Source organism: Bacillus sp. LQ01, from assembly GCF_057624735.1.
In genome coordinates this window covers 60,496-78,025 of sequence record NZ_JBYEZL010000006.1, presented here as the reverse complement: position 1 = coordinate 78,025, position 17,530 = coordinate 60,496, and the positions used below count along the sequence as shown (strand labels likewise).

Below are 17,530 nucleotides of genomic sequence, written 5' to 3'. Positions count from 1 at the left end.
TTTTAACAAGATATAGGGGTATTGGTAGGGGGAGGATTTAGATGCAGCAACCAACGAATGAGAAATTACATCGCACGATGAAGAGTAGACATTTATTTATGATCGCACTTGGTGGTGTAATCGGAACTGGTTTTTTCTTAGGTTCAGGTTACACTATTAATCAGGCTGGACCAGGGGGAGCCATCCTTTCATATTTAGTAGGCGGATTTATTATGTATTTAACAATGCTTTGTCTTGGAGAGTTAACGGTAGCGATGCCGGTTTCAGGATCTTTCCAAAAGTATGCAACGAAGTTTATTGGACCAGGAACGGGCTTTATGATTGGCTGGTTATACTGGCTTGGCTGGGCAGTAACAGTGGGTCTAGAATTAACGTCAATAGGTTTAATGATGAAAAGATGGTTTCCAAATGTTGATGTTTGGGTATGGTGCCTTGTATTCGGTGTTATTTTATATGCTTCAAACGCAATTTCGGCAAAAAGTTATGCTGAATTAGAATTTTGGTTTTCTAGTATTAAAGTAGTTACCATTCTTGCCTTTGTTGTTCTTGGTGGTAGTGCATTATTAGGGTTTATATCATATGACGGAAAAGAAGCAGCACCTCTTTTCTCTAACTTTGTAAGCGATGGTGGATTATTCCCGAATGGACTAGCTGCCGTATTACTTACGATGATTACAGTTAACTTCTCGTTCCAAGGAACAGAGTTAATCGGGATTGCAGCGGGAGAAAGTGAAAATCCAGAAAAAACAATTCCACGCGCGATCCGTAATACAGTATGGCGCATTATGTTATTCTTCATTTTAACAATGACGATTTTAGTAGGGTTAATTTCTTGGAAAGAAGCTGGCGTAATTGAAAGTCCATTCGTAGTCGTATTTGATAAAATCGGTATTCCGTATGCAGCTGATATTATGAATTTCGTTATTATTACAGCGTTACTATCTGTAGCGAATTCAGGATTATATGCGGCAACTCGTATACTATGGTCACTTGCAAATGAAGGAATGGCACCAAAGTCTTTCCAAAAAGTAAATAAACGTGGTATTCCAATTACAGCGTTAGTTGTAACAATTGCTGTAGCTGCTTTATCTTTATTAACAAGCTTCCTTGCAGAAGATACAGTATACATGTACTTATTATCTATAGCTGGTTTATCAGCTGTTTCAAGTTGGATCATTATTGCTTTATCGCAACTTCGCTTTAGAAGTCAGTATATAAAAGGCGGAGGAAAGTTAGAGGACTTAAAGTATAGAACACCACTATACCCAATCGTTCCAATTTTAGCTTTAATTACAAATAGTATCGTTGTTATTAGTTTAGCGTTTATTCCAGAACAAAGAATGGCGTTATACTGTGGTATTCCATTTATCATTTTCTGCTATATATATTATTATATTAGTAAGAAACGGCAGAAACCGATGAAAGTGGAGATGGAAAAAACAAATGAAACTAACAATCAAACACGATGATATAGAAGCAGATTTATTGTATGGTCAATTAGCGATTGGAAAAGAAAACGGTTATTCACCGTTACAATTACTCGTTTCTTCTATCGCAGGGTGTAGTGCAATTGTCTTTCGAACGATTTTAGAAAAGAAACGTATTCCATACGATACGTTTACAATCGAAACTGAAATTGGTAGAAGTGAAGCGTTATCGAAGCCAGTTGAAAGTGTTCATTTGCACTATAAAATTAAAGCGCAAAATATTACAGAAGAGCAGCTGGACAAGGCGCTGCAACTTGCAGTGAAAAATTGTACGATTGTTCAATCTGTAAAAGATAGTATAAAAGTTACGGAAACAATTGAACTAATAAAATGAAATATAAAAACGTGAGAATACGGCTCTCACGTTTTTATGTTTTTAATAAAGGGGGAAATATGATGGAATGTTTAGGGTGTAAATTAGCAGGCGGAGAGGAAATTATATATAAAATATATGAAGATGATTATGTAACTTGCTTTTTAGATCATGCGCCTTTCTACCCAGGACATACTTTAATTGTGCCAAAGCAACATGTTGTAGAAGTAGATGAATTAAATGATGTTGTAGCAAAATCCGTTATGGATGCTTCTAAGCTTATTGCAAAAGCGATTAAGATAGTATATAAACCTGACGGAGTTACAGTTTGTCAAAATGGTGGAGTATTTAACGAGTTAACACATTATCATATGCATGTCGTACCAAGATATAAAGAGCGTTCGTTTGCTGAGTTTTATATGGTACAACCAGCAGAAAAGCAGAATCATAACTTGGAAGAGACAAAGAATTTGTTAAAAGAAGCGATAGAGCAAATACTGCATATTGAAAAGGTGTAAAAGAATTTTTCTTAGAGATACAGTCAGGAAAATTCTAATATTAAAAAGCCCAATTTCTCAGTTACAATAGAGAAATTGGGCTTTTGTTTATTCTATTATTAAATTTTATCTATAAAAAGATTTTGCAGTGTCACAAAGTACAGTGCTCATTCGTTATATAGAGTGAGAGGAGGAATTATATGAAAGTTACAAACAACGATTATGAAAAGATGGAAGAGCTATATGAGTTGTATGAACAAAAAATTTATTATGTAGCTTATTCTATTTTAAATAATATTCAACAGGCTGAAGATGCGGTTCAAGAGACGTTTATTACTCTTTATAAGAACTTGGAAAAGCTCCATAGCTTGGCTACTCAAGAGCTTAAACGCTATATTTTGAGGATCGCGAAAAACAAGGCGATTGATAGTTACCGGAAAAATAAACGACATGAAACATTTTTAGAAGAATATGAAAGAGAATCAATAGAAGCAGTAGATGAAAATATTGAAGAGTGGGAAAAACGTAAAATGTCTGAGGTTCAAATTGATACATTGCTAAAAGAGTTAAATGAATCTAACAGACAGGTGTTTAAGTACAAAGTCTTCTATAACTTAACGTATCAAGAAATTTCAAGTGTAATGGGGATTAAGGAGGCTAATGTCCGCAAGCAGTTTGAACGCGCTCGAAAACGAGTCCAAAATATGATAGGAGGTATACAACATGACGAATTCAAAGAACTCCAAAGAAATATATGAACTTGCTGAAAAAATTGCTTTAGATGATTTTGATAAATCCGAAGAACAACATGAATTTTCACATACATATACGCGCAAAAAGAAACTGTTTATGGAGGAAATAAAGCTGAAGGGCGAGCGACCACAGAAAAAGAGTAAAAGACATCGTATGTTAATCGCTGCTGCCTGCTTATTGATTGGTATGCCGACAACCGTTTTTGGTGCAGTAAAAGTCTATAATATGATTGTTCAAAAACAAAATTATGAAGTAAATGTGTCGGTAACAAATAAGGACACGAAAAAGGCTGATAAGTGGTATAAGCTGAAAATTGATAAATTACCAGAAAATATGGAAGCAATTGATGACTCTGCTATGAAATATTCATTTAAAGATAACGACGCAAATGGAGGCTTTTCATTTAGTCTTTGGAGAGTAGGGGAAAATGCGGACTTTCAAACTTTATATTCAAAAAGCTACGAAGAAAAAGAGATAGGTGGCAAGAAAGCAGTAATTGTTCATAAAGAAACTGGAAACAACAATGTAATGTTTGATAGGAAGGTCTTTCTCTTTTTTGAGAAAGAAGGGATTATGTTAGAAAGTTTTATTGGATCAGATATAAATGAAGAACAAATGATAGATGTCTTAGGGAATATTTCACTTGAGCCCACGTCAAAAGAAAAGGCATCATATATAGTAGATTATGATGAAAATCGTTTTAGCAAAGCAGATGAACCTAAAGAAACTAAGGCTATTCCTTTGAAAAAAGATAGTAAACGACTATTTCATATAGGACAAAAGGTTCCAGTAACGATATCTATGGATAACAGCCAAATTGAATATGTGATAGAAAAAGTTGAAGTTTTTGATTCAATCAAAGATTTTAAACAAGAGAACTTTAATGAACTTGGCCTAGAGATATTAAGCAAGAATAAGGCTTTAGATCAGACGGGAAAATTACTATCATACAGACGAGATGAATATAAATTAGGGAATGGTAAAGATTCAATTGATACATTAGTAGATTCGAAATTAGTTAATGTTAAATTTGTCTACTTAACAACAACAGTGAAAAATATTGGAAAAAAGTCGACAGAAGAAATCTATATGCATCCATCCATAAAACAGCTTAAATTTGAAGGGAATGCATGGAAATACGCTAAAGAAGAGGGAATGGACGCAACGCGTATTATGACAGGTGAAGTTGATTATTTAGAACCTCACGGAGATGGAAAAAGTTTTTACAATATTGGCAGTATCACACCAGGACAAACGATGAAAGTTAACTTAGGTTATTTTGTAGATGAGGATAAACTAGATTCAATCTTCCTTGATGCTTTCAATTACAGAGGGATTGGTGACACTGAAAATATGAATTCGAAAAATCGTTGGTGGTTTGATATTCGTCAATAATAAAACAATAGGAACAACAGGACAAAGAAGCTGCTTATATTTAGCAGCTTTTTTCGTCTTCATACATATGTAAAACTTCTTTCGCACGCATACGTAAACCATCTATCAATTCTATCGGTTCTAAAACTTTTGCATCTTTTCCGAGTCTATAAAATAAAGGGGTAATAAAATTGATTTCTCCTTTATCAATTGTTGAATGTATATATCCTGTCCCGTTTTCGTTTGTTACAACGAATTCTTCAAGGTAAGGCACGCTTTTACATTGGCGTACGCCTTCTGTTGACAGTAAAACATGTAACTGAGTAGGATTATGTACTACGTGAGAGTTAGAGGCAAACCACTCTTCTAAATTCATGAATGTATCTTCATTTTCTTCCGTTGATAATATAGAAAGAATACGATCGACGCGATACAGTAATGTTTTTTCTACATTAAAATCATAAGCAGGTAAATACCATAAACCATCATGCGCATATACACCGATAGGATGAACGTGTTTTGTTTTGATCCTTGATTTAGATTCGTATTGAAAGTGTAAATTTTTATTTTCAATAGCCGCTGTTAACACTTCGTTTAAAAGTGGTGTCTCAATTGTTCTTTTCGGATTCCAAAAGGCGATATAAGAACGTATTTTGTCAACTTTAGCTTTCGCATCATGTTGTAGGGAGCTATATAGTTTATGTGTAACGGAATTTATTTCTGTGTTAAAAGGCAAGTCTCTGTAGTAGCTTAAAGATTGAAAGGCAAAAAAGATAGAGACTGCTTCTTCTTCGGTAAATAAAATAGGTGGAATTACTCTATTCGTTAATACTTTATATCCTCCGTTGCGACCTTGTTCAGCGTAAATGGGTAATCCCATATCACTTAAATCTAAAATGTATCTATGGACAGTACGAACAGAAATATTAAATTCATCGGCTATTTCTTGAGCTGTAAATGCTTTTTTCGCAGAAGCAAATATAAGAATATCTAATAAGCGTTTAGCTTTTGACAAATGTATCACCTTTTTTCTTTTTAAACATGACATAAATTGTCGTGTTTTATTGTTAGTATATTGTTTACATCATAATGTTATCAAGATGAGGTATAAGGAGGAAAAAATATGTCACGTGAAATAGTTTTATTTATTGCGGCGAGCTTAGATGGATATATTGCGAAAGAAGATGATGATTTACAGTGGTTAATGGAAACCGAAGGAGAGGGAGATAACGGTTATACAGAAATGTACGAAACTATTGATACAATAATTATGGGAAAAAGAACGTATGATTATGTAGTAGAGCATATAGAACCATTCCCGTATTTAGATAAAAAATGTTATGTTTTTTCTAACTCAGAAAAAGGTTCAAACGAACACGTGGAGTTTGTAAATGAAGATGTAGTGGAGTTTACAAAAAGGTTAAAAGCACAAGAAGGATCTAAAATATGGATGGTCGGTGGAGGGAGTCTCTTAAGAGAGTTCTTTAAGAATAATCTAATTGATGAATATGTTGTTACGATTACACCTCACATATTAGGTTCTGGAGTTCCGTTATTTCAAGACAAGAACCCGGAAATTAATTTAACTTTAACGGATACGAAACGTTTTGGGCAATTTGTAAATTTATATTATAAAGTAAAGTGATAAAAAACACGACTATTGATGATAGTCGTGTTTCTTTATGGATGGTAATGAAATTATAAAGCAAGACCCATAATTGACTTCGCTCGTTACAGTAATATTTCCGCCGTGTAGTTCTACAATTTCTTTTACGATAGATAGTCCTAAACCAGTTCCGCCTGTAGCTCGTGTTCTCGCTTTATCAACTCGATAAAAACGATCGAAAATGTGAGGGAGGTCTTCAGGCGGAATACCTTCGCCTTCATCTTCAATTGTAATGAAAATACGTCTATGTTCTTCTGTAACAGAAATGTTTATATGAGAATGTTCTTTTGAATGCCTATAAGCGTTATTTAAAATGTTTATTATAACTTGTTCAAATCGCTGTTCATCTAAGTTTACTACCAGTGTAGGAGGACAAGAGAAAGAAACTTTAATGTACCTTTCTTTATACATAGCGTTAACTTTTTCGGCTATGCGAGTAAGGAAGGTGTGTAAATGTACTTCCTTTACTTGAATAGAAAAGTTATGTTGTTCCATTTGTGCAAGTGAAAATAAATCTTGAACTAAGTTTGTAATGTAATCAGACTCATCTTTTATAATAGATAAATATCGCAAACGTTGCTCAGGAGATGTGGTCTCTTTTAAAGCAATGTCAGCGTAACCTCTTACGTATGTTAATGGTGTTCGTAATTCGTGAGCAACACTTGCTAGAAATTCACTTCGCTCTGTTCTCATATAATGTAAATCATTTGCGAGCGTTTGAATAGATGATGCTAGTTCACCAATTTCATCATTTCGAGTAGTCGTTAATGAAACGGACAAATCGCCTTTACTCATTTTTTCAGTTGCATGTTTCATGTGTAACAATGGTTTTGTTAATAAACGTGATAATAGGAAAATTGTGATGACTGTGAGTAGAAACGTGATGGCGCCAGCAATAATGAATTGTTTCGTTAATCCATTTACCAACTTTTCAATGGATTTTGTTCCAAGAAACATATACACATACCCTTCATGTTTTCCAGCTACTATGATAGGACTAACTGTACATATATAATTAGATGTTTTCCAATGATTTTCTATAATCGCTCCGTTATGGTCTGTTCGAGTCTGCATGCTACTAATGTGATTTTTTATAGTCGTGTTTATTTCGTTAGATTTAGCTAGCACTTCTTTATTTGTATTTGTAATAACGACAGTTGTTTCAGCTTCAGATTCCATTAATGCTACGTGAGAGATGGTTTGCTCATCGTAATATTTTTCAAGTACATCTCGATGACTATTTCCTCGCTTTAATAAAGCTGTCATTTCTTCATTTACTCTAGTGTTTACGAGACTATAATAGAGCAAAATAAAGAGAACACTTTCAATTAAAAGTGTAACAATTAAAAAATAAAATCCGAATTGAATTGAAATTCGTTTCATCGTTTTGCCCCTTACTGTTCAGTATCAACCCATCGATAACCTACTCCATACACGGTTTTTAAATGATGATCAATAGGGAAATTTGCTTTTCGCAATTTATCACGTAAATTACGAATATGCGAATCGACTGTGCGATCTTCTGTATTTGTGTTTAATCCCCAAATTCGTTCGATGAGCTGATCACGGTTTAATACGTAGTTCACATGGCGTAAAAATAATCCGAGTAAAGAAAATTCAATTGGTGTGAGAAGGAGTTCTTCACTATGGACAGAAACGAAGTGTTTTGTTTCATCCCATACAATACCGTGATATTGGATTTGTTTATGTTCATTTGTACGTCTTAAAACGGCTTCAATTCTTGCGAAAAGTTCTTCTTCATGGAAAGGTTTCGTTACGTAATCATCGGCTCCAAGTTTTAATCCTTGAACGACATCTACTGTTTGATCACGAGCTGTAACCATAATAATAGGAATGTTACTAAAAGATCGGATTTTTTTGCACGTTTCCCATCCGTCCATCTTTGGCATCATAATATCGAGTAAAATAAATTTAAAGTTTCGATTTTCTATATGTAAAATAGCTTCTTCTCCTGAAGTCGCACATACGCAGTTATATCCAATTGGGGTAAGATAAAGCGTTAATAATTCAAGCATTCTCGGTTCATCGTCTACGAGCAGTATATCAATCATAGAGAGCCCTCCATATTTATAATCGTTACTTAAAGTGTAATGCAAAATCATGAAGAAATGGTGCAGATTATGATGCGTCTGCATAATTTCTTCAGAATTGCTTGTTATTGTGGAGTTGAAATTACATTTTAGGTAATCATATTGGCTCAAAAATGATTAATACGGAGGCGGTATAGTGAAAAAAATGACCCGAATTTTTGGGATAACAATAATTACAGCAGTTGGTCTTGCTGCATGCGGACAAACGAATACAGACCATAAAAACCATGAATCTACAAAAGAGAAGAAAACAGAGCAAAAGGAAATGAAAATGAATCAGGAGGTAACGGCGCCAAAAGAAATGAACGAAGGTGCATCTAATGATTTATTAACGACAAGTCTAAAAAATGTGACGAGGTTAAATACAAATGACCCCCTAAAAATGGCAGTATTAACTTCGCAAACGATATGGCCAGCAACTCATAAGGAGAACCAGCCAGGTGCTGTTATTTTAGTACCAGCAAGCGAGTGGCAATTAGGTATTGCGAGTGCAGACCTTATTCATCATCCGAATAACGGGCCGATTTTATTTATAGAAAAAGAAAAGATACCGGAAATGACGTTAAAAGAAATAAAACGATTAAATCCAATCGGAACGAAAGACGGAACACAAATTATGGTGATGGGAGATGTAGGTACTAGCGCGCTTGAACAATTAAAAGGTTATAAAGTAAAACAAATAAAAGAAACGGACCCAGCTATATTTGCGAAGGATGTTGATAAGGAGTATGCCGATATAACAGGAAGCTACCCAAATAGTGTTATTATTGGTTCGTCTGCAGAAGAAGGCCGTTTATATACAACACCCGCTGTAAATTGGATTTCTCATATGCCGGAACCACTACTCTATACAGAAAAGAATAAAGTGCCAGAAGCGACAATAGAGGCATTAAAAATGAGAAAAGATAAAGCAAATATATATGTATTAGGGCCAGAAAAAATTGTTTCAAAAGAAGTGGAAAAAGAGCTGAGCAAATACGGGAAAGTAACGCGTATTAGTGGAGAGACTCCAACAGAAAATTCGGTTGCGTTTGCGAAATTTAAAGATGAAAAAACAAAATTTGGCTGGGGATTCACAAAACCTGGTCACGGTTTATCATTTGTTTCAAGCAAAACACCAGATTTAGCAGTTGCTGGGGCACCTTTTTCACATATGGGTAAACACGCACCTGTTGTCTTGTTAGAAGAAGGGAAAGCTTCACAACCAGTGTATGACTTCCTTGCAAGCATTCAGCCGAAGTTTAAAGATAATCCAACACTTGGACCATATAATCATGGCTTCTTATTAGGAAGTACGAGTGATATTTCATTTGAAACACAAGGAATACTAGATGAGAGGTTAGAAATTGTTCAGGAAAGTGGTCAAGGACACGGTGGACATTAATGAAATGAGCAAAGACGCTACTGATATAGCGTCTTTTTCTTTAGGAAACTTTTACATAGCAAAAAATCTTCTACTCGTTATATAATAGCCTTCGTGCAGTCGGCTAGATTTTCTTATGGAGAAAATCAAATGATAAAGGAGTAGAGGAGTGGTATTTTGTTTCAAACGATAAAAAATGACTGGTTTTCTAATGTGAGAGGGGACGTGTTATCAGGAATTGTCGTTGCTTTAGCATTAATTCCTGAAGCGATAGCCTTCTCTGTTATCGCTGGTGTGGATCCGACCGTTGGGTTATACGCAGCCTTTTGTATTGCAGTTACCATTTCATTTGTTGGCGGAAGAACTGGGATGATTTCAGCTGCAACAGGTGCAATGGCATTATTAATGGTAACGCTCGTTAAAGATCATGGTTTCAATCGGAACGTTTGATTGGAACTCTGTAACAACAATTCATAAAGTACCAAAAGGAAACGCATTTGTTATGATCGTAACAGTTGTGATTGTCCTAATTACACATAATTTAGCATTAGGTGTAATTATCGGAACAGTAATTAGTGCGGTTTTATTTGCATTCAATATGGCAAAGATTCACGTGAAACATTTATATATTGAAAATAAGAAAATATATGAAATTCACGGTCAACTTTTTTTTGCATCTACAGCCGACTTTATAAATAATTTTTCATTTAATGAAGATGTAAAAGAAATCGAAATGAACTTTACTCATGCGCACGTATGGGATGATTCGGCAGTGGCATCAATTGATAAAGTTATCATGAAGTATGAACAAAGTGGTGTGAAAGTAACTATAACAGGATTAAATGAACGTAGTTCAAAACTTGTTGCAAATTTAGCTACTTATAATAAAAGAATTGCTAGTTAAAAGCCTCCTTTTTAGGGGGCTTTATTATATAATACGAGTAGGATAACGAAAAGGGGATTCAGCATATGTACAAACAAATTATATTAGCATGTGACGGTTCTGAACATGCACTTCGAGCAGCAGAGCATGCAACATATATTGCGAAATGTAGCGAAGAAACAAATGTTGAAGTTGTGTACGTAGTAGATAATAGAACGGCAAAATCAGATATTATACAAGGTCAAACAGATTTAGAAACAATATCGGCTAGTCGAAAAGATAAATTAAAAGAGATTGAAGGTTTATTAAAGAAAGAGAACATTTCTTATACAATTACGATATTACATGGTGATCCTGGAGATACAATTGTTCAATATGTAAATACAGGAGATATAGATCTTGTCATTGCTGGAAGTAGAGGGCTCAATACACTGCAAGAAATGGTGCTTGGAAGTGTAAGTCATAAAATAGCAAAACGAGTGAAATGTCCGGTGATGATTATAAAATGAAATAGAATGTAACGAAGACCTTAGTATAACTGAGGTCTTTTTTTATGTATAAATGACTCTTATTTGTGGAAATACTAGATATATAAGTTGAAAAGATGTTAACTTACAAATTTGTAAGTTAGTTGTTAGAGAAATCGATGTTATGAGATTTTTCCCATTGGTAAAATAAAAGTATCAAAGGGGAGATAGGGAGGATGGAAGTAATGAAATCATTTCAAAATTTGTCATATAGTCAAGGGGTAAGCTTAATTTGTCTAGGGGGATTTGCTGCATCTGTTACGTTAGCTGTTTTAATAAAGGTGTTTCATCAAATCTTTTAATTTTATAGTAGGGAAGGAATTGGTTGTTATCATTAGTAGGAACAGCAATGAAAATAAAAAATAGCTCTTAGCATGTATGTAAATGCTAAGAGCTATTTTTATGCTTGTTATATGTTATTTAAGCTTGCTTTTGTTTTACTGACCCTGTATTTAAAGTAAGAGCAAGGAAGAACATTGCAAGTACGCAAGATGCAAGTAATAAGATGAATCCGCCATCCCATCCGAATGCATCTACGATAAAGCCCATAGCTGCACTAGCGAAAGCAGCTCCGCCTAAGTAACCGAAGAATCCAGTTAAGCCTGCTGCAGTTCCAGCAGCTTTCTTTGGTGCTAAGTCTAGAGCGTGTAGACCAATTAACATAACCGGTCCGTAAATTAAAAATCCAATTGCGACAAGTGCGATACTATCAACCATTGGATTACCAGGAGGGTTTAACCAGTAAACAAGAACTGCGATAAATACACCGACCATAAATAGAATACCAGCAGGTGCACGACGTCCTTTAAATAGTTTATCACTCATCCATCCGCAAAGAAGTGTACCTGGAATACCAGCCCATTCATATAGAGCGTAAGCAGTACGTGAGCTACTATGAGTAAAGCTTTTTTCTTCTACTAAATAAGTAGGAGCCCAGTCTACAACGCCGTAACGTACGAAATATACGAAAACGTTCGCAATAGCGATGTACCATAAAAACTTATTGTTTAATACGTATTTAAATAAAATTTCCTTTACTGAAAGCTCGCGTTCGCGGTCTTTTACTTTTTCATCTGGTGGATATTCTCCAGTATGTTCTTCAATAGAAGGTAGTCCACAAGATTGAGGCGTATCTTTCATCGTAATTAATACATAAATACCAACTAAAATTGAAAGAATACCTGGGAAGTAAAAAATACTTTTCCAGTCATCTGCGAAGAAGTATAAGCCTAATGTTACAAGTGAAGGCATAAGCGCTCCGCCAACATTATGAGCGACGTTCCAAATAGACATTTTTGTACCACGTTCGCTAATAGAGAACCAGTGAACCATCGTACGACCACAAGGAGGCCATCCCATACCTTGTACCCATCCATTTAAAAACTGAAGTACAAACATAAGTATAATGCTCGTTGTAATGAAAGAAAATGAGCCGAAAATAATATTAATGATACCTGATAAAAATAGCCCAGCTGCTAAAAAGTAGCGAGGATTACAACGATCGGATACGATACCCATAAGAAATTTACTTAATCCGTAAGCGATAGAAACTGCTGAAAGGATAACCCCAAGTTCCCCTTTACTAAAGCCTTGCTCGATTAAGTATGGCATTGCTAGTGAAAAGTTTTTTCGAACAAAGTAGTAACCTGCATAACCGATGAAGATACCTAAGAATACTTGTAAACGTAATTTACGGTATTCGCTATCAACGCGATCAGCTGGTAAGCGTTCCGCGTGGGGCGCAGGTTTAAATAATTGTGTGAAAAACATAAAATGAAAATCCTCCCCTAATTAATTCGAAGCGTTTTAAGACAGAGAACATAAAAAGGCCATGAAATATAAAAAAGTTTCCTTTTTTATGATTCATAGCCGTGTACTCCGTTTCTCCGTGACTGTCAATATTAACTTCGTCGAAAATTATACAACTTTGTGACAAAAATGTAAACGTTTTTATGAATAAAAGTATTGACGGATTTTGTTCGTGGGATTAATATTTAAATACATTAAATATTTTATTGTTTAAATAAGAGGTGGATAACATGCCAAATGATATGACGCATATCGATAAAATTCAAGCTCTTGCCTTTTCGATTGGAAAGAAAATGCAGACGGAGTTATTAGAACAAATGCAAGCGACAGGACTTACACCACCGCAGTTTTATATTTTAAAGATTTTAGATCATTATGGGGCTTCAAGAGCGACAACATTAGCGAAAAAGATGTATGTGAAGCCTAGCGCGATTACAGTGATGATTGATCGTCTAATCGATCAAGAACTTGTAGAACGCTATCACGACAAAGATGACCGTCGCGTTGTCATCATCGAGTTAACAAAAAAGGGGAAAGCTAGAGTAGAAGAGGCAATGACAGCTCGTAACGAGCATATTGCAAAATACTTTTCACATTTAGAGTTGCAAGAAAGAGAAGATTTATTACGTCTCTTTGAGAAGTTAGAAACCATTATTTGCGGGACACAAGAGAAAAAAGAGAATAACTAAGAGGAATTGAGGAGATTACATGGAGCAACAAGAAAATCAAAATAGAAAGTTGTTGTTAATCGGTTTAGTAATCGCGATGCTATTTGCTGCATTAGATGGAACAATTGTTGGTACAGCAATGCCACGTATCGTCGGTGACCTAGGCGGATTAAGTTTAATGACATGGTTAACGACAGCTTATATGTTAACATCAACGACAGTTGTACCAATTGCAGGTAAATTAGCGGATTTACTTGGTCGTCGTAACGTATATATAACAGGGCTAGTTATTTTCATGATTGGTTCGGCGTTATGTGGTATGGCAAATGGTATGACAGAATTAATTATTTTCCGTGGTATTCAAGGTCTTGGTGGCGGTATTATGATGCCAATGGCTATGATTATTATTGGAGATATGTTCACGGGAAAAGAACGTGCGAAATGGCAAGGTATTTTTGGTGCGTTATACGGTCTTGCTTCTGTAATTGGACCGCAAGTTGGTGGTTGGATTGTAGATGCAGTGAACTGGAGATGGGTATTCTACATTAACTTACCGGTTGGTATTTTAGCAACAATCTTTATTGCAATGGGATTAAAATCGCATAAACAAACAGGACCAATTAAAATTGATATCGCTGGAATCTTTACGATGATTCTCGGTGTTGTAAGTTTATTACTTGCGCTAACGTTTGGCGGAAAAGATTATGCATGGGATTCTTGGCAAATTATCGGTTTATTTGCACTAGCTGTAATTGGTATCGTTAGCTTTGTTATCGTTGAAACGAAAGCTGAAGAGCCAATTTTACCAATGCATTTCTTTAAAAATCGCACATTTACAATACTGAATGCGATTGGATTCTTTATGAGTATTGGAATGTTCGGCGCGATTATGTTCGTACCATTCTTCATGCAAGGTATTGTAGGAGTAAGTGCTGCTGAATCAGGAACAATTATGACTCCAATGATGATTACAATGATTGTGATGAGTATTATCGGTGGGCAACTTGTATTAAAAGTTGGTGTAAAACCACAAATTATCGCAGGTATGCTTATTATGGCCGGTGGTTTCTGGTTATTAACAACGATGGATATGCACACAACGAAGCTTACAGCTACTTCTTATATGATGGTTATCGGTTTAGGAATGGGTCTTGTAATGCCGACATTAACATTAGCGTTACAAGAAAGCTTCCCGAAAAAAGACCTTGGTGTTGTAACATCATCAAGTCAGTTCTTCCGACAAATCGGTGGTACATTTGGTATTACAATTTTAGGATCAATTATGAATAACACTTCAGGTACGACATTAACAAAGAATTTAGTACCTGTATTAGATACATTCCCGAAAGAAGCGGGACAAATGGTAACGAAATTTAAAGATATGATTCACACAGATCCACAAGGTTTATATTCGATGCTATTTAGCCCAGAGGCATTAAAACAAATGCCAGAAGCGTTTGCTAACAGCATTGTACCTATTTTGAAAAACTCTTTAGTAGACTCGCTTCATACTGTATTCTTAACAGGATTAGTATTTATCGTAGTAGGTGCCATCTTTACGATTTTCTTACAAAAAATTAAATTGTCAGATCGTAAAAAAGATGCTAAAGAGCCTGCTGTAGAAGAAAAAGAAAAAACTGTATCATACTCGTAATGAAGAAGCATCGCCTTATGGCGGTGCTTTTTTGAGTATAACCTTAAAAGCTTTTTAGTGAGAAATGATTGACGTATTTTTAGAAATACGTTATATTATTTTCTGTAAACGGTTACATGAAATGAGGAGAAAAGAGAATGAGTACGATCAAAGACGTTGCGAAATTAGCAGGAGTATCTGTTGCGACCGTTTCCAGAGTTCTAAATAAAAATGGATATGTTCACGAAGATACATTAAAAAAGGTAGAACGTGCAATTGAGATGTTAGATTATAAGCCTAGTACAGTAGCGCGTTCACTGTATAATAAAAAGTCTCGTTTAATTGGCTTAGTTGTTCCAAATATCGTGAATCCATTCTTTCCGGAAGTTGCACGTGCCGTAGAAGATGTAGCACATAAACAAGGTTACACAGTTGTCCTTTGTAACTCTGATGAAAGTTTAGAAAAAGAGAAACAATATATTGATGTACTTAGACAAAATAATGTAGATGGATTTATTGTAGCAACGAATCCACAAAATAGTGTTAATTACATGAATTTATCTGTTCCAGTTGTTGCGATTGACCGTATGTTTAATGAGCGTATTCCTACTGTATATGCAGATAACTATGCAGGAAGTCAGGCTGCGACAAAGTTGTTACTAGATAAAGGATGTAAACATATTGCACATATTCGCGGTCCACGTGATGTGAGTACTGCAAATGAACGTTTTGAAGGTTTTGTAGACGTTATTACGCAAAATAATCTTTCGTATATGATTGCAGAGAGTACGTTTGATCCAGCAAATAGTGAGCGTGTAGCGATGGAATTATTAGAAGAATACCCGCATATTGATGGTATTGTTGCTGGGAATGATTTAATTGCGATTGGTATTGTAAAGGCTGCACTTCAAAAGGGGATTGTCATTCCAGATGATTTACAAATTATCGGATTTGATGGAATTTCTTTAACGGAAATGATGTATCCATCTATTACAACAGTTGCACAACCAATATATGAAATGGGGAAAATTGCAACAGAGTTGTTGTTAGAGCAAATGGAAGGAAATACATTAGAAGAGAAACACTATCGTTTGCCGATCGAAATTATAGAACGAAATACAACAAAGTAAGGAGATGAAACAGATGCCAAATATTGCAGTAGTAGGAAGCATTTCAATGGATTTAGTGGCTGTTTCAAAAAAACGGCCGAAAGCAGGAGAAACAGTAATTGGTGAAGCGTTTCATACAATTCCAGGAGGGAAAGGAGCAAACCAAGCAGTTGCTGCAGCTAGATTAGGAGCAAATGTAGCAATGGTTGGAGCGGTAGGAAATGATGATTATGGAACAGTAGTTAGAAAAAATCTAGAGAACGAACGCATTTTTATCGATTATGTGGTACCGGTTACAGATAGAACGACAGGAATTGCTCATATCGTTTTAGCAGAAGAAGATAACAGTATTGTTGTCGTACAAGGGGCGAATGCTCTTGTAAATAAGTCAGTTGTAGATCGCTCCAAAGACCTTCTTGTAAAAGCGGATATGGTTGTTCTTCAACTAGAAATTCCACTTGAAACAGTAAAATATGTATTGGCTATTTGTGAGGAACATAATATTCCTGTTATGTTGAATCCAGCGCCAGCACAAGTTTTATCAGAAGAAATTTTAGAAAAAGCGACTTATATTACGCCAAATGAACATGAGTGCCGCATCGTATTAGATGATTTTACATCACCAATTGAAGATTTATTGGCGAAGTATCCCAATAAATTATTGATGACAGAAGGTTCTAACGGTGTTCGTTTCCATAATGGCACGGAGATTGTACATGTTCCTAGCATTGCTGTTGATGTAGTGGATACAACTGGAGCTGGTGATACATTTAATGGTGCGTTAGCAGTTGCACTTTCTGAAGGAGAGACACTTCAAAAAGCAATTCGTTTCGCGAATATTGCCGGTGGTCTTTCTGTAACGAAACTTGGGGCGCAAGGCGGCATGCCAACGAGAGATAAAGTACGTGAAGTGCAGGTGATTGTTGGATGAAGAAACACGGCGTATTAAACAGTGAGATTGCATCAATCCTTGCTTTACTTGGGCATACGGATACGATTGTAATTGCTGATTGCGGTTTACCAATTCCTGACGGAGTAAAAAGAATTGATTTAGCTGTTGAAATTGGAAAACCTAGCTTTTTAGATGTATTGCAAGTGGTAGCTGATGATATGGCAATCGAAAAAGTGACGTTAGCAGAAGAAGTCATTATAAATAATGCGGAAGTAAATAAAGAAATAGAGCAGAAATTAATAGAGCCAGCATTTGAGTATGTATCTCATGAGCAATTTAAAGAGCATACAAAGAAAGCGAAGGCGATTATTCGTACAGGCGAGGCTACGCCTTATGCAAATGTAATTTTACATGCAGGCGTGATTTTTTAATAAAGGGAAGTGAT

Annotated in this window: 18 protein-coding genes and 1 pseudogene; 15 read left to right on the top strand and 4 right to left on the bottom strand. The window is 35.4% G+C overall.

What is annotated here, in order from left to right; genetic code table 11:
- Nucleotides 1–41 precede the first annotated feature (41 nt).
- The 5 genes from AC22L0_RS25680 (at nucleotide 42) to AC22L0_RS25660 (ending at nucleotide 4,445) form a co-directional block, all read left to right on the top strand.
- Nucleotides 42–1,469: an amino acid permease gene (locus AC22L0_RS25680; protein ID WP_001187113.1), complete on the top strand. Its 1,428-nt coding sequence runs from the start codon at nucleotides 42–44 to the stop codon at nucleotides 1,467–1,469.
- On the top strand, nucleotides 1,444–1,821 hold the full coding sequence (locus AC22L0_RS25675) for an OsmC family protein (RefSeq protein WP_000778818.1): 378 nt from the start codon (nucleotides 1,444–1,446) through the stop codon (nucleotides 1,819–1,821). Before AC22L0_RS25680 ends, AC22L0_RS25675 begins: the two co-directional genes overlap by 26 nt.
- A 62-nt stretch (nucleotides 1,822–1,883) precedes the next feature.
- On the top strand, nucleotides 1,884–2,318 hold the full coding sequence (locus AC22L0_RS25670; RefSeq protein ID WP_000388959.1) for an HIT family protein: 435 nt from the start codon (nucleotides 1,884–1,886) through the stop codon (nucleotides 2,316–2,318).
- Nucleotides 2,319–2,497: 179 nt separating this feature from the next.
- Nucleotides 2,498–3,055 carry an RNA polymerase sigma factor gene (locus AC22L0_RS25665; protein WP_000869267.1) on the top strand — a complete coding sequence of 186 codons (558 nt, stop codon included), beginning with the start codon at nucleotides 2,498–2,500 and terminating at the stop codon, nucleotides 3,053–3,055.
- Nucleotides 3,021–4,445: a DUF4367 domain-containing protein gene (locus tag AC22L0_RS25660; protein WP_087964848.1), complete on the top strand. Its 1,425-nt coding sequence runs from the start codon at nucleotides 3,021–3,023 to the stop codon at nucleotides 4,443–4,445. Before AC22L0_RS25665 ends, AC22L0_RS25660 begins: the two co-directional genes overlap by 35 nt.
- 40 nt (nucleotides 4,446–4,485) lie before the next feature.
- Here AC22L0_RS25660 and AC22L0_RS25655 read toward each other — a convergent pair whose 3' ends face one another.
- Complete coding sequence (locus tag AC22L0_RS25655) at nucleotides 4,486–5,472, bottom strand: helix-turn-helix transcriptional regulator (protein ID WP_119781844.1); 987 nt, start codon at nucleotides 5,470–5,472, stop codon at nucleotides 4,486–4,488.
- Between the two features lie 75 nt (nucleotides 5,473–5,547).
- Between AC22L0_RS25655 and AC22L0_RS25650 the strand changes: the two genes are divergently transcribed.
- Nucleotides 5,548–6,069 carry a dihydrofolate reductase family protein gene (locus tag AC22L0_RS25650; RefSeq protein ID WP_000085764.1) on the top strand — a complete coding sequence of 174 codons (522 nt, stop codon included), beginning with the start codon at nucleotides 5,548–5,550 and terminating at the stop codon, nucleotides 6,067–6,069.
- A 12-nt stretch (nucleotides 6,070–6,081) separates the two neighbouring features.
- On the opposite strand, the gene AC22L0_RS25645 is transcribed toward AC22L0_RS25650, so the two are convergent.
- Nucleotides 6,082–7,473 (bottom strand): sensor histidine kinase, encoded by a 1,392-nt coding sequence (locus AC22L0_RS25645; protein WP_087964850.1) that lies wholly within the window; start codon nucleotides 7,471–7,473, stop codon nucleotides 6,082–6,084.
- Between the two features lie 11 nt (nucleotides 7,474–7,484).
- Complete coding sequence (locus AC22L0_RS25640; protein WP_087964852.1) at nucleotides 7,485–8,162, bottom strand: response regulator transcription factor; 678 nt, start codon at nucleotides 8,160–8,162, stop codon at nucleotides 7,485–7,487.
- A 175-nt stretch (nucleotides 8,163–8,337) separates the two neighbouring features.
- On the opposite strand from AC22L0_RS25640, the gene AC22L0_RS25635 reads away from it, so the two are divergent.
- The 4 genes and pseudogenes from AC22L0_RS25635 (at nucleotide 8,338) to AC22L0_RS25620 (ending at nucleotide 11,276) form a co-directional block, all read left to right on the top strand.
- Entirely contained in the window at nucleotides 8,338–9,585 is a 1,248-nt protein-coding gene (locus tag AC22L0_RS25635; protein ID WP_000738868.1) for a hypothetical protein, read from the top strand.
- A gap of 156 nt (nucleotides 9,586–9,741) precedes the next feature.
- Nucleotides 9,742–10,468 (top strand): annotated as a pseudogene (locus AC22L0_RS25630) (SulP family inorganic anion transporter).
- A 65-nt stretch (nucleotides 10,469–10,533) separates the two neighbouring features.
- Nucleotides 10,534–10,956: a universal stress protein gene (locus AC22L0_RS25625; protein WP_000277998.1), complete on the top strand. Its 423-nt coding sequence runs from the start codon at nucleotides 10,534–10,536 to the stop codon at nucleotides 10,954–10,956.
- 203 nt (nucleotides 10,957–11,159) lie between these two features.
- Nucleotides 11,160–11,276 (top strand): DUF4027 family protein, encoded by a 117-nt coding sequence (locus AC22L0_RS25620; protein WP_000834733.1) that lies wholly within the window; start codon nucleotides 11,160–11,162, stop codon nucleotides 11,274–11,276.
- A gap of 118 nt (nucleotides 11,277–11,394) precedes the next feature.
- Here AC22L0_RS25620 and glpT read toward each other — a convergent pair whose 3' ends face one another.
- The gene (gene glpT / locus AC22L0_RS25615) at nucleotides 11,395–12,744 is read right to left on the bottom strand and encodes a glycerol-3-phosphate transporter (RefSeq protein WP_000466384.1); all 1,350 of its coding nucleotides are present in this window, start codon (nucleotides 12,742–12,744) and stop codon (nucleotides 11,395–11,397) included.
- Nucleotides 12,745–13,013: 269 nt separating this feature from the next.
- On the opposite strand from glpT, the gene AC22L0_RS25610 reads away from it, so the two are divergent.
- From AC22L0_RS25610 to rbsD, 5 genes are all read left to right on the top strand, one after another.
- Nucleotides 13,014–13,472 (top strand): MarR family winged helix-turn-helix transcriptional regulator, encoded by a 459-nt coding sequence (locus AC22L0_RS25610; protein ID WP_001132365.1) that lies wholly within the window; start codon nucleotides 13,014–13,016, stop codon nucleotides 13,470–13,472.
- Between the two features lie 19 nt (nucleotides 13,473–13,491).
- The gene (locus tag AC22L0_RS25605; RefSeq protein ID WP_016117165.1) at nucleotides 13,492–15,105 is read left to right on the top strand and encodes an MDR family MFS transporter; all 1,614 of its coding nucleotides are present in this window, start codon (nucleotides 13,492–13,494) and stop codon (nucleotides 15,103–15,105) included.
- 137 nt (nucleotides 15,106–15,242) lie between these two features.
- Complete coding sequence (gene rbsR / locus AC22L0_RS25600; RefSeq protein ID WP_065704873.1) at nucleotides 15,243–16,214, top strand: ribose operon transcriptional repressor RbsR; 972 nt, start codon at nucleotides 15,243–15,245, stop codon at nucleotides 16,212–16,214.
- A gap of 13 nt (nucleotides 16,215–16,227) precedes the next feature.
- Complete coding sequence (gene rbsK, locus AC22L0_RS25595; protein ID WP_001132864.1) at nucleotides 16,228–17,124, top strand: ribokinase; 897 nt, start codon at nucleotides 16,228–16,230, stop codon at nucleotides 17,122–17,124.
- A complete protein-coding gene (gene rbsD, locus AC22L0_RS25590) occupies nucleotides 17,121–17,516 on the top strand; it encodes a D-ribose pyranase (protein ID WP_000716154.1) in 396 nt (131 codons plus the stop codon). Before rbsK ends, rbsD begins: the two co-directional genes overlap by 4 nt.
- Nucleotides 17,517–17,530 lie beyond the last annotated feature (14 nt).